The organism is Gardnerella piotii, assembly GCF_049815665.1.
In the GTDB taxonomy this organism is placed as follows: domain Bacteria; phylum Actinomycetota; class Actinomycetes; order Actinomycetales; family Bifidobacteriaceae; genus Bifidobacterium; species Bifidobacterium piotii.
Genome location: NZ_CP187450.1, coordinates 746,873 through 763,319 on the forward strand (window position 1 = coordinate 746,873; position 16,447 = coordinate 763,319).

The following is a 16,447-nucleotide window of genomic DNA, read 5'->3' on the forward strand; positions in this document are numbered from 1 at the left end:
GCTATAGAGCTGTTTAGAGTGCATGTGCAGAGAGAATTGGTGGTTTTGTATACGCGCTTTTATTGTTTTTTGTTGAGAGGAATTGTTATGGAAAACGCTAAAAAACGTAGTATTCTTGCGCCTCTAAGTGCCAGTTTTTGCGCAACTGTGTTAGCTGTATCTGGTTGCGTTGCTTCAAACGTTGCTGTTTTGGCAGTTTCACCTTCTCAAGCTTTTGCTGCAACAGAAAGTAGCAGTTCGGATTCAGATCTTCCGCCTGTGCGCGAGACTTTATCTGAGGAAGAAGCCAAGAAAATGGAAGGCTGCGAGGCCTACTTTGATTCAGCAAAGCATGAATTTGTGATTCGCCCTAAGAATGGGGCAAACGAGGGCGTTATTTCCTATTCGCTTGACAATAAAAAAGCCGATTTTGAAGCAATAAGACAAGTACTTATCTTTAAAGGTGACAGTGATGAAGTGCCAGTACGCTTCGATAAACGCGTGTATATTTACGATTCTACAGATGCTACTGCAAACGATACATTGTTTTACCAAGTCCACGTCAAAACCATTAATATTACGGATAACCTGAATATTAAATTTGCCAAGAATTTAGCGAAGTTCTTTATGCAAAATTATAATAAGACTGCTGATCATCTGCACTACATAAAGGGCGTAGAGAATTGGGATACGTCTAACGTAGAGAGTATGGAAAAGATGTTTAACTTGGCAAGTCAGCTTGAAGGCAAGCTTGACCTTTCCAGGTGGAATGTGTCCAATACAGATAAGCTTAATTTAATGTTCTCTGGCGTTGGCAACGACAACTTTGTACTCGACTTTAGCAATAAAAACTTTAAGAATTCTGCTGATGTTACGAACATGTTCAATTCCTTCGGTGGTATTTTGATTGCCAATAATTGGACGGTGAAGGATCCGAATGGTACGGTCAATCCAATTCAAAACTTGATGAATAGTACAAGTTCTATTCTTACGCACTGGAATGGTTCTGCATACACTGGTCCAAGCTGGCATTTGCTGATTACCGATAACCCGACGATTCTTGAAAAGAATAAGACTGCAAAGTACAAGTTCTACAAAAAAGTCAAAGTCATTTACAAGACAAATGGCGCTGAGAAGTCGGTAGAGCTTGAGCTTCCGGCTGTCTACGATTCCCGCATCGACGCAAAGGGTAACCCTGATGCAAGCAAAGCTGCTTCTAATGATCCTATGCAAGTCGTCAGACCGCAGATTGATGCCGCTGTTAAACAAGCTGTAAAGGACTTGCGCAATCAAAATCCTACCCTTAACTTGCCCGAGAACGTTATTCCTGTGCCTGTGCACGATCTTAAAGATGCTAAATCGCCGATTGAACTCTTCCAGGATTACTACCTTGGTCTTGTAAAAGAGGAAACGACAAAAGCTAAGACGACGTACACCGCAGATCCAAAATTGGAATACAAGAAAGTTGAATACGATACTCAACCTCAAGACGGTAAAAAGCAAGTCATAACTGGCGCAATGAAGGACGGCGCTTGGGATCCAGATGCTACATCAGAAAAAGAAATAACAAAAGCTGTAGATGGTAAAGCCCGCGTCGGCAATAAAAAAGTTGAAACCGAGGAGATTCAGCCTGGTACTACTTATGAGGCTGATAACAAACTTGATTACAAGAAAGAGCAGACGACAGAAGGTACCAAGGGTACTAAGACCACGACAACAATTTATAATGTTGATGAGAATACGGGCCTGACGAATACTGTTCAGTCAAGCGAAAGCAAAACAACAACAGCTGCTAAAGATAAAGTCATCAAAGTCGGTAATGTTGAGAAAAAGACCAGCGACATTCCTTTCAAGAAAACTTATGAGGGGAATGAGGCTCTTACCTACCAAAAACAGGAAACTAAAACTGCTGGACAAAACGGCAAAGAAGAAGTTACTTTGACTTACAAGGTAGACGCTAAGACTGGCTTAACGTCGGAAGTTGAAGCGAAAAAGGGCTTGTGCACGCAGCCTGTTAACGAAGTTATACAAGTCGGCAATAAGGAAGTTATTCAAAACAATGACGGCTCAACCACCACTAAGACTTACAAAGTCAACCCGAATGACGGCACTTTAAGTGATCCTACAGTAGTAACGTCACGCCCGTGGACCGATATTGCAAGCGGCGCATCAGTCTCTGAAGTTCTAAAGGGTAAAATGACTTATGTGGCCGATGAATCACTGCCTTATGGCCAAACGAAGAAAGAAAGTGACCCTAAAGATGGGGAGAAGATTACAACTCCAACAGGTAAAGTGGAAAACGGCAAATGGGTTGAAGGTGAACCGAAAGTCGAAATTAAGGCAGCCGTAAACGGTGTAACTAAAGTCGGCAATAAGGAAGTTAAGACTGAGGAGATTCAGCCTGGTACCAAGTATGAGGCAGATAGCTCGCTTGATTACAAGAAAGAGCAGACGACAGAAGGCGCCAAGGGTACTAAGACCACAACTACGATTTATAAAGTTGATGAGAATACGGGCCTGACGAATACTGTTCAGTCAAGCGAAAGCAAAACAACAACAGCTGCTAAAGATAAAGTCATCAAAGTCGGTAACGTTAAAACCGAAACTGAAGTTATTAAATTTAAGACTACCTATATTGCGGATGATACGCTTGCTTATGAAGCAAAAGAAGACAAAACTGCTGGTAAAGACGGTTCCAAGACAGTTACAACCACTTATAAAGTGGATAAAACTACTGGTCTTTCCGCAGACGTTGAAAGCACTCAAGAAAAAAAGGTTGATCCGACAGGCCATGTGGTGCGCGTTGGTAATAAGCAGGTTACGCATGAGGGCGATAAGACCATTACTACTACGTACGATGTTGATCCGAATACAGGAAAATTAACCAATCCAAAAAAGCATACATCTATGCCAGCGGGTACTTTGACGCCGCCTGATCAGTTACAAAAGACGGTAACTTTCAAAGATGGTGATAAGCAGGTTGCAAGTGTTAAGGTTGAAAAGGGTAAGGCTATTTCAACTGACGGTTTTACCAGCCAATCTATGCCAGAAAATCCGACAAAGTCTGGCTACACGTTTAAAGGTTGGAATACGCAGCAGGATGGTCAAGGTACAACGTTTACTGGTACAACGCCTGTCAATAGTGATTTGACTGTGTATGCGGTTTATACGAAGAATCCTGTGACTCCGCCGCAGCCGCAGCCGCCAACTCCGCCAACGCCACCAGCTCCAAACCCAAATCCAGATGACCATGGTACTGGTGGTTCTGGTAACACGAGCGACGGGAATGGTGACGACAACAATAGTGGCAGCGATAATAATGGTGGCAATGATGACCACAACAATGGTGGCGGAAGTGTTGCGCCAGATTCGACTGATAATCCTGAATTGAATATTGGCGGCGGTAACGACGGAAACACCAATAACGACGGAAACGGAGGCGACGCCAATAACACCAATAACACTAATAACACCAATGGTAGTGGTGTGGGAGGAAACGCCACCAATGGAGCCATCAATGGATCTGCTAATGGGTCTGCTAACGGAATCTCTAATGGTGCGTCTGTTAACGCAAACGTCTCAGCAAGCGGTGTTGCAAACAGAATGGGTTCTTCTAAGTCGCGAACTGCTGGTACGCGCTCTACTGCCGCTCTGCCAAGTACAGGATCTAGTATTTCTGGCGTAACTTTTGCGTCCTTTGGTGCTCTAGTGTTTGGCATGTTTTCTGCAGGAGCTGCGGTAAATCGCAAGCGTGCTAAGCATTTGCGCTAGTTGTTTGGTTAAGCGTTTGCGCTAATCGCAGCGCATAAATCCTAAAAATAAATTAAGGCGGGCACTTTGGTAACACAATGTGCTCGCCTTATTGTTTTCTGTGTCTTGTTGTTTGTCTTATTCGTGCGGTTTTTGTTGTATTTCGTTGCTTTTGCGCGGATAGTATGTTGTGTTTATGCGTTTGGGTGTAAAATTATTAGTGTTTTATGCATAGAGTTTTGTGCTCGCATTTATTTGTACGCATTTTTTGCGTGTAATTTGTGAGCATTTTGTACTGTGGAGAAGGATTATTATGAAGAAGAGTAATAAGCATATCCGTAGTGTTAGTAATCATAATGTTCGCAATCGTAGTGTTTTTGTGCCTATAAGTGCTGGTTTTTGCGCAACCGCGTTGGCTATAACTGGGGGAGTCGTGGCCAACGCTTCTGCTGCTTCTTCTAGTGTTGCTGCTTCTTCTAGTGTTGTTAAATCGTCTGCTGATGGAGTCGCTAAGAAGGCTAAATCTGTTACGGGGGGGGGTCAGGCTTCTGAGCATTCTGCTGTTCCCACTGCTAAAGCCACTAGTCTCACTAGAGAAGAAGCCATTAACATGGCTGGCTGCGAGGCTGTATTTAATAAAGACGAGAATAAATTCATTATTCGGCCTAAGAACGGTGCCAAAAAAGGTGTTATTTCTTATTCGCTTGAAAATAAAAAAAGTGATTTTGAGGCTATTCGCAATATACTTACAAGCGATAATACTTATGGTGCCACTTTAGAATTTGAAGGCAATGTATATGGCTATGGCAGTATTTCTGGTTTGTTTAGTGAGACTTACATTGCATCTCTTGGGAATATTGATAAATTTGATGTAAGCAACGTTACTGATATGTCGTACATGTTTAGCTGGTGCAAAAGTCTTGAGAGTTTGAACGGCTTGGATAAGTGGAATACGGGCAATGTTACTGATATGTCGCATATGTTTAGCTGGTGCAAGAACATTGATAGTTTAAATAGCTTAGATAAATGGAACACAAGCAATGTCACTAATATGAATTCAATGTTTAGTAGTTGTTTTTTTGATGATTTTGATAGTTATCAGCAAAGTTCAACTTTTTTAAACCCTATTAGTAATTGGGATGTAAGTAACGTTACTGATATGGGAGGAATGTTTTATTTTGGAAAGAATTTAGTAAATATTGATGCTTTGAAAAGCTGGGATACGTCAAATGTAAAAAATATGAAGGGTATGTTTTCTAATTGCAAAAAACTCAAAAATTTGGATGGATTGCAAAACTGGAAAACTAGTAATGTAACTGACATGTCTTACATGTTTGAGGATTGCACATCGTTACTAAATATTAATGGTGTAGCAAACTGGAACACAGGTAGCGTTACTAATATGCAAAGAATGTTTGCTAACTGTTTGCAAAGTGTAAATGTCTTCGATAATATTAGCGCTTTACTTTGTGGCCGCGGTGTAAGCAGTGTATCAAACCTTAATGCTGTTCAAAAGTGGGATGTTAGCAAGGTCTCGAAAATGGGCGGAATGTTTGCAGGAAGCAACACATTAACCGACATTAGCGCGCTTAATAATTGGAAATTTAATAAAGATTTACCTTATATTGATTTAGGGTATTTAGTTACAGGCGATCTTATTAGTGAAAATAGTTACGTAGACTTTTTAAAAAGTCTTATACAAAACTTAAAAGATTTTCAGGGGAGGCTTGAATTAGACGGTTTTGGATTAGATAAATTAAACGAAGATCAAATTAAAGAAATATTTGGAAATCCGTATGATTCAATAATTATTATTCATAAAATGCCTGGTGTAAATATAGATACTAGTCCTGCTATTTTTAAGTTGAAAACCAAGAAGAAAGTAACTTTGACTTTTACTGGTTTTACTAGTCACAGTATTGATATTGATGATCTTCCCGCAGTTTATATTAGTTCCGAAGTTTATGGTAATGATAATGATGAAGAACAAAATAAGAATGATATCGAAGCTGTGAGCTCTGTTGTTAATAAAACTATTAAAAGTAAGATAGAAGAGTTGCAGAAAACTTATCCAGAGCTTACTGGAAATTATTCTGCTTCGAGGAAAATATCGAATGCAAATGATGTTTTTCAAACTTATAATCTTGAAGTAGATAAATCGAAAATTAAGAATCCAGAGCCTGAACCAACACCAGAACCAACACCAACGCCTGGCGGAGATACTCCAGGCGTTGGATTGAATCCTGGCGACGATAACCCAGACAATGGTTCGGGCGATAATCCTGGAAACAATCCGGATAATAATCCAAACAATAATCCGGACAACGGTTCTGGAAATACGCCAGGTAATAATCCAAACAATAATCCAGGTAATGGTTCGAATAATGGCAACAATACCAATGGTTCGGGTGATGGCACTGGTAACGGTAACACCAAGAACGATGGTAACGGAAATGGTGGCACTGGAAACGGTGGTAATAACACCAATGGTTCGAACAATAATCGCAATCACAATGGTGGTTTCACTGGTGGCAGTGGCTTAAACTTGGGTGGAAGTGGATCTAATTCAAGCAATTCCGCTAAGTCGAATGACTCTGATTCTGCTAAGGATTCTTCTAAGGATCACTCTGATTCCGATGATTCTGCAAAAGACTCCACTAAAGATTCTGCTAGTGATTCTGCAAAGAGTGCATCAAACTCTTCAAACATTGGTTTGATTGCGTCTATTGTTGGCGCTCTTGCGGCTTTTGTTGCGATTGTTGGTGGACTCTTGTTCTTTATTCTGTTTGGTAAGAAAAAGAAGAAGAACAAAGGCGAAGACGAAAACGAAGGCGAAAACTAAGTCGGAATCAGCCGCGGCTAATCGCAGAGCATAAATCCTAAAAATAAATTGAGGCGGGCACTTTGGTAACGCAATGTGCTCGCCTTAGTTGTTTTCTGTGTCTTGTTGTTTTCTGTGCCTTGTTATTTTGCATTCCGCTTTGTTGTTTCTTAAAATTTACTCGCTGAATACGTCGGAGTGGGTGCCTGTGCGCGAAAGTATAAGCGTCATATTGTCGTTATCTATGCAATACTCAAGAAACCAATCCACGCTTATGTGACTCTCTCGGAATCCTAAATAGTTGCCTGTGAGTGCGTGGTCGCAGTATCTTTCAGCAAGCTTTTCTTGTTGTGCAATCATTCGCACGACGCTATCTAAGAGTTTTATGTCGTAGCCACGCTTTTTCATAGGTTTAAGATCTCTTTTGAATGAGTTTAATAATACGACTTTTAAGCTCATTTTAGTGCGTCCTCCAATGCTTCGGTAACATCGTCGTAGCGCTTGTATTCTTCTGGATGCGCTTTCATGTAGTCGTATTCCTTAAATGCGGCGATTGTTTCTTTGTTGTATTTTGGCTGCTTTAAGTCGAATGGGAGACCTTCTTCCATAAGCGATTTGTGCAAGAACATGTTGATTGCATCGCTTAGAGTTATGCCGAAGCTGGCGAATAGTTCTTCTGCTTGTGCTTTAACATCCTTGGTGACGCGCACGTTGATGCTTGCGGTTTTCGCTGCGGACTTTGCTGTTGTTGTTTTTGTTGCTGTTGAGGTTGCGCTGATTGCCATAATATTCTCCTTGATTTTATGCTTATAATACTTAGCTTTACTTAGTCTTACTTACACGTTATTTAAGCAGCCAGTCCGTAAGGTTAATCGCCTTAATGCCGTCGTAAGAGTTTATGTAATCATGATCCATCGAAATCACAATTTTTTCGTAATTATCTTTGATTGCACGTAGCGGCTTTAGCTCTCGCTCGCGCGTTTCTGGAGATTGCATGCTTTCGGTAACCTGAACATATATTTTTTCGTTAGGTTTTTCTGCAACAAAATCCACTTCCGCGTTGCCAACTTTCCCAATATAAACGCGGTAATCGCGTCTAAGAAGCTCAAGAAATACAACGTTTTCTATAATGTGACCGCGATCTGTTCCTCTATATCCTAAAAGCATGTTACGGAAGCCTAAGTCAATAACGTAGTTTTTCCCGAGTGTTTTTAGAAGTTCTTTGCCTTGAACATCGTAGCGTTGCACTGGATAAACAATAAAAGCGTTGTTTAACATGCGTATGTAATCGCTAACGGTTTTGCTAGCAACGGATACTGTGGTTTTTTCAATATCTCCTTCAGCTCGAAGCGATTTGCTTATGCTGTTCGGTGAAGTTGTGCTGCCAATTGTGGAGCATAAGAAAGTCATAAGTTTTTGTAAAACGATTTGGTCTGCTTTTTCGTTTCTTTGTAAAACGTCTCGTAAAATAACGGTTGAATATATTCCTTCCAAGGCTTGCATGCTACGCGCCTCGTTGAATTTATACTCGCTTAGCACGGGCATTCCGCCAAATTGCAAGTATTTTTGGAACTTTTCGTCTGTTGATGCGCTTGTTGGGAAGTTGTAAAAGTTCAGAAATTCTTTGAATGATAATGGCAGCATGCGGATTTCAACATAGCGACCTGCAAGAAGTGTTGAAAATTCGCTAGAAAGTAAGTATGCGTTGGATCCTGTAATGTAAATGTCAACATTAAAATCAATGCGGAAAGACTCCACTGCTTTTTGCCAATCTTCTACGGCTTGAAGCTCGTCAAAAATAAGATAAGTTTTTGTGGATTTGCTGGCATTGCGTGATTCGGTAGCATTTTGTGATGTTACGCATAATTTGCCATCTTCCATGCAGTCTGATGGTATGCGTTTGCTTATATAATCGTACAATTCCGTGTAATTGGTGATATTTCGATATTTAAGAGACTCAAGATTTATGTGAATTATGTGGTCTTCGCTTACTCCGGAATTAAGTAGATGCTTGTGGAAAAGATCGAGTAGGGAAGATTTTCCGCACCTTCGTATGCCAGTTACGATTTTCACTAAGTCTACGTCTTTATGTTCAATAAGCTGGTTTAGGTATTCTGGGCGATTTATGAGCGCGTGTGTTGCTGAATTGTATATCACCGTAAGCTCCTTTTGAACACTTCCTCTACTTTTCCAACTTTTTAACCATATTAGCAAAAACTTGCTTAAAATTCAAAGTTTTTGAATTCTACGTCAAAAACTTTCATATTTTGGCAAGTTTTTGAATCACACGTCAAAAACTTTTAGACGTCTGGGTTAAAAGAAATCTGCGCAACATAAGCAAGTTTCTGTTTTTATGTGTCTTTGTGCGCTAGTCGTTTGACTAAGCGTTTGCGCTAATCGCAGAGCATAAAATCTATAAAACGAGGCGGGCACTTTGGTAATGCAACGTGCTCGCCTTAATTTTTATGTGTTGTATTTTGCGCGCTATGGTCGTAGATTATTTTTTGCTTTTTGCAATAAGCGATGTTAATAGCGTTATTAGCGCGATTGTTGTAATTATAGCCGTTATTGAAAGAGCGAGAGAATTGCCTACGCCCGTTCTTGGCAGTGTGTTTTGCATGGCAGTGCCAAGTTTATCTACAACGCCTCTTTTATTTGAATTTACAGAATCGTTAGTTTGATTTGAATTAGTTGATTCTAGAGATTTTGATTTATTGTTGCGCGCATTTTGATTATTAACATTCGACTTATCGCTAGCGTTTTCGTGGCTATTGCTTCCATCTTCTGAGCCATTATCTAAGTCGAGAATTGAGCCGTTTCCAGAGTTGTTATTCGGATTCTGTGGATCCTGTGGATTTTGCGGATCCTCTGGATTGGAATCCTGAGTGTAAATTGCGTATACCGTAATATCGGATGTTACAGCTGTTGTACCTAAGAACTTATCGCCTGTTCCGTCTGCTTTTGTATTCCACTCCTTAAACGTGTAACCCGCTTTAGTAGGATTTACTGGCATAGACTGATCCTTCAAAGAGTCGCCTTCAATATTCCTTCCAGCTTCTACTTTAACAGTTGCAATAGTGCTTTCTCTATCTTTGAATGTTACTTTTCTAAGTACAGGAATAAACTTCCACGTTCCAACTAAAGTAATGTTTTTATCTACATTGTTAAGAGTCGTAACAGACTTGCCCTTTCCGTCAATCTTCCATCCAGCGTTTTCGTCAAAGATCCACTTACCAGTCATATTAGTTCCATCGCCAACTACTTCTGGATAAGGCTCAAATGTTGAATTGTCTGTTGTATACAAAGTAGAGTTATCGATTGTAATTGATTTGCCTTGATAAACATTAATTGGCTTTAACGCATACTGCTCATTAATGTAATCAGGCAGCGTTCGCCCAGGAGTTCCACTTTCAAACTTGAAATCAACTTTGTATGGAACTTCTACAGGAATTTTTACGTCTTCTTCGCCAAATTTAACGTTAAAAGGTATAAGCTTGTTCGAGTCGCATGCTAGATTGTTCGAGTCACATCCTCCAAGCCTTCTATATACGTAATTGATTTTTCCAGATAGTTCGCCTTGTGCTGAGCCTTCGATTTTGTAGGTTTTTCCAGCTTCTGCATTGGTGTTAAACCATACAGGAATAAACTTAATATTTATCTCATTAACTAAATTGTTAATCCTACGCTTAATCTCATCGTACGAGTAGGCGTATGGCCTCATTAGCTGATCGCCTCTGTACCAGTCTTTTAGGTATGCAGTTGCTGTAATAGTATCATTCTCTTCTTTTACATCTTTGAGTGCAAAATCACCATAATCACCTAAAAGCGATGTTGGGTCGTTTCTCACTCCGCCATATTTCTTTGGGTAGTGTTTTGATGGGTCGTCAGGAAGTTCTCTACTAGGCGATAACGATATTTCTTTAGGCAACTTAAACGTGAGTTTGATTGATACGTTTAAGTTCGATACGTACACTCTTGAAACATCATTAATCTTTGTTTTTAACCATTTTTCAACATTTTCTAAAGAGGTTTTGAATGGATTGCTGCTAATCTTAGAGCTTATTTCAAGACCATCTCTAGTTATAAGAGGAGAGCTGTAATCTTCGTACGTAACTTTTTGAGCAGTTCCCGATAAAACGAATTTGCCAGTTGATGTAATGTTTTTGTTTTTATTGTCTTTTATTAAATCATTGCTGTAAATAAGCTGATTATAATCTTGCTTATCTGCATCAAGAGGATCACTTATTGTACGTTCACCGCCAAGAAGTGGAATGTTCAGCTCATGAGTAATATAAGTGAAGCCAAATCCAGGTACCCATTTCCCACTATCTTTATCTTTTCTGTACAGATTAAAAATGCCAGTACCAGTAATGTTTCTATTTTGAACTTGTTCAAGTGAGATTTTTGTAAACGAAAAATGAGCCGTTAGCTTTACAGTTCCTGAATTCTTAGAATTAGATAAATCTTCCCACGTGTTTTCTTTTAAATGAGCAATAAGCTTGATTGTATTTTTATGAAGAGAAGAGATTTTTGCGCTCGCTGATTCAACAAGTGAAGAGTTATTCTCAACGCTTGCATTTTCTTGCCATTCAATAGGTTCAGGCAAAGATAGCGAGTAGCTAAAATCAAGCTTAGCTTTTTCATTTTTACAAGATTCTTTTAACTTATCAGTGAATTCATTTTTGCAAGATTCCATTTGTTGCTCAGTTGCTTTATTAAGCACCTTATTGAACGGAATATCTAGAGTAAGCGTGCCTGAATAATTAGTAGCATCATTGCTGCTTACATCTACGGCAGTGCCTGACGAATTTTTTGCGCTGATTTGAAGAGAAGCATATTTTCCAACTTCTAACAGTGGGCTATTAACGTTTAATCCACCGTAGAATGGCCCAGGAATGTCTTGAGTTTCTTGATTATTTTGAATATTGCTATTGGTGTTTGCAAACGATGCTTTGGAAAATGCAGTTAACGAAGATGCGAACAACCCCCCCCCCAAGGCAAAAATTAGGAAAGAGGTTAGAAATTTTCGTTTCAAAAATAAAATAGTATGCCCGTGTTTCATTGATTGACTTCTCTCCGTATAGATGTGCCCAACTACAATACGAACCAATAGTCTATCATCTCAGCGTTTATTTATGCAATAGTTTATAAGTTCTTTATTCTTGTATGCCTTGTGTTGTATGCCTTGCAATGATTTATATTCTATAAAAAATGTATTGGGGGGGGGCAAAATGGATGAAACAATAGCTTGGGGAGATGAAAGTACAAAATCTAGCAAAGGCTGATTTCGCGAATAAGCTTATAGAACTTGCGTTGAAAGATTGCGCTGAAAGAGAATGATTGAGAAGTTTGTTGTTATTAATCGCAAGTTAATCGCAGCGCATAAATCCTAAAAATAAATTAAGGCGAGTACTTTGGTAATGCAACGTGCTCGCCTTAGTTGTTTTTGTGTATTGTTGTTTGGCTTGTTCTTACGGTTTTTGTTGTATTTTGTTGCTTTTTGCGCGGATAGTATGTTGTGTTTATGCGTTTGGGTGTAAAATATTAGTGTTTTATGAATAGAGTTTTGTGCTTGCATTTGCTTGTATGCATTTTTTGTGTGCGCATTTGTGAGCATTTTGTACTGTGGAGAAGGATTATTATGAAGAAGAGTAGTAAGCATATCCGTAGTGTTAGCAATCATAGTGTTCGTAATCGTAGTGTTTTTGTGCCTATAAGTGCTGGTTTTTGCGCAACCGCGTTGGCTATAACTGGGGGAGTCGTTGCCAACGCTTCTACTGCTTCTAGTGCTGTTGCTTCTTCTAGTGTTGCTTCTTCTTCTAGTGTTGTTAAATCGTCTGCTGATGGAGTCGCTAAGAAGGCTAATTCCGTTACGGGGGGGTCAGGCTTCTGAGCGTTCTGCTGTTCCCACTGCTCCAGATACTAGTATCAGTGAAGAAAAAGCAAAGAGCATGCCTGGCTGCGAGGCTAAAATTCAAACAATAGATAATGTTAAATACCTTGTAATCAAGCCAAAAAATGGCGCCGCCGAAGGCATTATCAGCGCCGACCTTAAGCCAGAAGAATTTGAAACTCTTCATAATAAGATTGCAAGCGGTGATGAATATGGTGCCACTCTAAAATTTGATGGCAAAGTATATGGCTATGGCAGTATTGCTGGTTTGTTTAGTGAAACTTATATTGCATCTCTTGGAAATATTGGCGACTTTGATGTAAGCAACGTTACTGATATATCGTCCATTTTTGATTGTTTCCATATGTTGTCTGATATTTCAGAGTTGAAAAAGTGGAATGTGAGCAACGTTAAGAACATGTCGCATATGTTTAGTATTTGCGAGAGTTTGTCTGATATTTCAGCATTGAAAGATTGGAATGTAAGCAACGTTACTAACATGTCGTACATGTTTAGTGGTTGCAAAAACATCAAAAATTTAGATGATTTGCGTAAGTGGAATACTGGGAACGTTACTAACATGTCGTACATGTTTAGTGGTCGGATAGGCGAATACGGAGGTATTACATACGGTTGTGAAAAGTTAACGAGTCTTGAGCCATTATCTAACTGGGACACTAAGAACGTTACTAACATGTCGTACATGTTTAGTGGCTGCACAAATCTCGAAAATTTGAAGGGTTTAGAGAAGTGGAATACTGGCAACGTTACCACTATGAAGGGGATGTTTTCGGGTCAGGTAGGTGCTGGTAAGCAACTTAAAATCGATGGTTGTGAAAAGTTAACGAGTCTTGAGCCATTATCTAACTGGGACACTAAGAACGTTACTAACATGTCGTACATGTTTAGTGGCTGCACAAATCTCGAAAATTTGAAGGGTTTAGAGAAGTGGAATACTGGCAACCTAAAGAATATATCATTCATGTTTGCTGGTCAGATGTGTCATGATGAGGATTCAAACATTTCTGGTTGTGAAAAATTAAAAAGTCTTGAACCATTATCTAATTGGGATACTAAGAATGTTGCTGATATGTCGTACATGTTTAGTGGCTGCAAAAACCTCGAGAATTTGGATGGTTTAAGTAAGTGGAATACTGGCAACGTTACTGTTATGAAGGGATTGTTCGCTGGTCAGGTAGATTCTGATAAACAACTTAAAATCGATGGTTGTGAAAAGTTAACAAGTCTTAAATCATTATCTGGTTGGGATACTAAGAATGTTGCTGATATGTCGTACATGTTTAGTGGCTGCACAAATCTCGAAAATTTGAATGGTTTAGAGAAGTGGAATACTGGCAACGTTACCACTATGAAGGGAATGTTTGCAGGATATTCAGGTAAGGGAATGTCTGTAACTATAATCTTTATTAGCAGTTGTGAAAAGTTAACGAGTCTTGAGCCATTATCTAAGTGGGATACTAAGAATGTTACTGATATGTCGTACATGTTTAGTGGCTGCAAAAATATCAAGAGTTTAAAGGGTATAGAGAACTGGAATACGGTCAGCTTAACTAACATGTGTGGCATGTTTAGTTGGTATTGTTATAGCTACTCTGATGGTGGTTACACTATATTAAAAAAATCTGGCTTCCAAGAGCTTAATGATATTTCAGCGTTGTCTAACTGGCATACTGAGAACGTTAAAGATATGTCTTACCTGTTTTTTGGCTGCAAGAATCTATCGAATATTTCAGCGTTGTCTAAGTGGAATACTGGCAACGTTACTACTATGAGTGGCATGTTTGCAGGATATTATTATTCTGATTATGATCAGAATACAATTGTTCCAGGTTGTGAGAATTTGGAAAATATTAGCGCATTGTCTAGTTGGAAAACAAACAAAGTTGAGAATATGAATGGTTTGTTTGCTAGATGTGAAAACTTGGAGTCTATTGAAGCTATTAGCAATTGGAAAACATCTAATGTAAAGCACATGGGAGAAATGTTTTCAGATTGTAAGAATCTAAAAAGTATTATGCCGTTAGCAAAATGGGATACTAGCAATCTTGAAAGTGTGTATGAGATGTTTGCACGCTGCACTGGTTTAACTGGAAGCATCAAACTAAACACTATGCCAGATAACACTTCCAATGCGTGGAATACGAATTCACTCATATTCCTTCAGTCAATGTTTGAATCCGCAGGCAGTGAGAACTTTATATTAGATTTTAGTAATAAAAAATTTGATAATGAAACTAGACAGGGTGTGCCACAACTATTAAGAGGTGTGGCATCTTTTAACAATAAAAGTATGTTTAAGAATTTTAATGGTGTTGTAATTGCTAACAATTGGTCATTTACCACTGATGCACGAAGTTATAAAAGAAGTCAAAATTTTACAACAAATCTTCTTTCTGATGAAAATGACGCTAGTGGCAATAAGACGTACAAATGTCTTTTCTTAACAGATAATAATATGTTGCTAAGTGGTATGAAAGGTACGAAGTACTATGAAAAACCAGTCACGATAAAGTATTTAGACAAGGAAATTATACTTCATACGCCAGCAGTTCTTGATTCTCGTATTAATGGTGAAGGCAGTAAACCGTCATCTGATCCTTTTGAGATTGTAAAGCACTATATTCCTTCAGTTATTAAAAGTGGCATTGAAAAAAATTCAAGCCTTTCAACTGACTATATAGCTGTTGCTTCTAGCGAACTTTCCTCGACATCAAAGCTTTCGGAGCTGTTCCAAACCTATACAATTAAAGAGGCGCATAAAGTAACGTTTAAGAATGGTGATTCTACTGTTTCAACTCTTAGCGTTGAAGCTGGTAAGAGAATTGCCGATCTTAAGGGTGAAACAATCGTAACAAGTGATGCTGTTTTAACAGACGTTACTATGCCAAATGCTCCTGCTAAAGATGGCTTTACATTCAAAGAGTGGAATACACAAGCAGACGGCAGTGGCTCTAAGTTTACTGCTGATACTGCTGTGAAGGAGAATACTACTGTGTATGCAATATACACAAAGAATACAACTCCAACTCCAGATTCGAATCCAACTCCAACACCGCAGCCTGGCGGAGATACTCCAGGCGGCGGATTGAATCCTGGCGACAATAACCCAGACGATAACCCAGACAATGGTTCGGGCGATAATCCTGGAAATAATCCGGATAATAACACAGATAATAATCCAAACAATAATCCGGACAACGGTTCTGGGAATACGCCAGGTAATAATCCGAATAATAATCCAGGTAATGGTTCGAATAATGGAAATAATGCCAATGGTTCGGGTAATGGCACTGGTAACGATAACACCAAGAACGATGGTAACGGAAACGGTGGCACTGTAAACAATGGCAATAATGCCAATGGTTCGAACAATAATCGCAATCGCAATGGTGGTTCCACGGGTGCAAGTGGCTTAAACTTGGGTGGAAGTGGATCTAATTCAAGCAATTCCGCTAAGTCGAATGACTCTGATTCTTCTAATGATTCTTCTAAGGATCACTCTGATTCTGATGATTCTGCTAAAGATTCTAAGGATTCAAAAGACTCTGCAAAAGATTCTAAGAATTCTGCAAAAGATTCTGCTAGTGATTCTGCACAGCATGCATCAAACTCTTCAAACATTGGTTTGATTGCGTCTATTGTTGGTGCTCTTGCGGCTTTTGCTGCGATTGTTGGCGGATTCTTATTCTTTATCTTGTTTGGCAAGAAAAAGAAGAAGAATAAAGACGAAAACAAAAATGAAAACGAAGACTAAGGCAAAACCAACCGCAGTTAATCGCAGAACATAAATCTCATAAATAAACTAAGGCGGGCACTTTGGTAACGCAATGTGCTCGCCTTAATTGTTGTTGTATGTGCCTTTATCCATGCAAATCCTCGTCAAATCATGCAAAATAAATTTTTTTGACTGTAAAGTCTCAAGTTGTAAAACTTGCTAATCGATTAATAAATTTTCTTTCATTAACATTTAGTCACATAAATTA

Annotated in this window: 8 protein-coding genes; 4 read left to right on the forward strand and 4 right to left on the reverse strand. The window is 39.1% G+C overall.

The window, feature by feature from the left end:
• The first annotated feature begins 87 nt into the window (after positions 1 to 87).
• Together ACPEIW_RS03135 and ACPEIW_RS03140 are read left to right on the forward strand one after the other, a co-directional pair.
• A complete protein-coding gene (locus tag ACPEIW_RS03135; protein WP_425664334.1) occupies positions 88 to 3,750 on the forward strand; it encodes a G5 domain-containing protein in 3,663 nt (1,220 codons plus the stop codon).
• A 292-nt stretch (positions 3,751 to 4,042) separates the two neighbouring features.
• Entirely contained in the window at positions 4,043 to 6,571 is a 2,529-nt protein-coding gene (locus tag ACPEIW_RS03140; protein ID WP_425664336.1) for a BspA family leucine-rich repeat surface protein, read from the forward strand.
• A gap of 156 nt (positions 6,572 to 6,727) precedes the next feature.
• Here the strand turns inward: ACPEIW_RS03140 and ACPEIW_RS03145 are convergent, their stop codons facing one another.
• The 4 genes from ACPEIW_RS03145 to ACPEIW_RS03160 all read right to left on the reverse strand — a co-directional run bounded on the left by ACPEIW_RS03145 (position 6,728) and on the right by ACPEIW_RS03160 (position 11,534).
• Positions 6,728 to 7,009 carry a type II toxin-antitoxin system YafQ family toxin gene (locus ACPEIW_RS03145; protein ID WP_425664338.1) on the reverse strand — a complete coding sequence of 94 codons (282 nt, stop codon included), beginning with the start codon at positions 7,007 to 7,009 and terminating at the stop codon, positions 6,728 to 6,730.
• Positions 7,006 to 7,335, reverse strand: a complete 330-nt coding sequence (locus ACPEIW_RS03150; RefSeq protein ID WP_016784609.1) for a type II toxin-antitoxin system RelB/DinJ family antitoxin — start codon at positions 7,333 to 7,335, stop codon at positions 7,006 to 7,008. Before ACPEIW_RS03150 ends, ACPEIW_RS03145 begins: the two co-directional genes overlap by 4 nt.
• A gap of 58 nt (positions 7,336 to 7,393) precedes the next feature.
• Entirely contained in the window at positions 7,394 to 8,707 is a 1,314-nt protein-coding gene (locus tag ACPEIW_RS03155) for an ATP-binding protein (protein WP_425664340.1), read from the reverse strand.
• Positions 8,708 to 9,047: 340 nt separating this feature from the next.
• Positions 9,048 to 11,534 carry an InlB B-repeat-containing protein gene (locus tag ACPEIW_RS03160; RefSeq protein WP_425664342.1) on the reverse strand — a complete coding sequence of 829 codons (2,487 nt, stop codon included), beginning with the start codon at positions 11,532 to 11,534 and terminating at the stop codon, positions 9,048 to 9,050.
• A gap of 657 nt (positions 11,535 to 12,191) precedes the next feature.
• On the opposite strand from ACPEIW_RS03160, the gene ACPEIW_RS03165 reads away from it, so the two are divergent.
• Both ACPEIW_RS03165 and ACPEIW_RS03170 read left to right on the forward strand, forming a co-directional pair.
• Positions 12,192 to 12,443, forward strand: coding sequence for a hypothetical protein (locus ACPEIW_RS03165; protein WP_425664344.1), 252 nt, complete (start codon positions 12,192 to 12,194; stop codon positions 12,441 to 12,443).
• Positions 12,394 to 16,218, forward strand: a complete 3,825-nt coding sequence (locus ACPEIW_RS03170) for a BspA family leucine-rich repeat surface protein (RefSeq protein ID WP_425663010.1) — start codon at positions 12,394 to 12,396, stop codon at positions 16,216 to 16,218. Before ACPEIW_RS03165 ends, ACPEIW_RS03170 begins: the two co-directional genes overlap by 50 nt.
• Positions 16,219 to 16,447 lie beyond the last annotated feature (229 nt).

Coding starts and splice junctions, on each gene's coding strand:
- ACPEIW_RS03135 (WP_425664334.1), top strand. CDS start 88: ATGGAAAACGCTAAAAAACGTAGTATTCTTGCGCCTCTAAGTGCCAGT.
- ACPEIW_RS03170 (WP_425663010.1), top strand. CDS start 12,394: ATGGAGTCGCTAAGAAGGCTAATTCCGTTACGGGGGGGTCAGGCTTCT.
- ACPEIW_RS03165 (WP_425664344.1), top strand. CDS start 12,192: ATGAAGAAGAGTAGTAAGCATATCCGTAGTGTTAGCAATCATAGTGTT.
- ACPEIW_RS03140 (WP_425664336.1), top strand. CDS start 4,043: ATGAAGAAGAGTAATAAGCATATCCGTAGTGTTAGTAATCATAATGTT.
- ACPEIW_RS03150 (WP_016784609.1), bottom strand. CDS start 7,335: ATGGCAATCAGCGCAACCTCAACAGCAACAAAAACAACAACAGCAAAG.
- ACPEIW_RS03145 (WP_425664338.1), bottom strand. CDS start 7,009: ATGAGCTTAAAAGTCGTATTATTAAACTCATTCAAAAGAGATCTTAAA.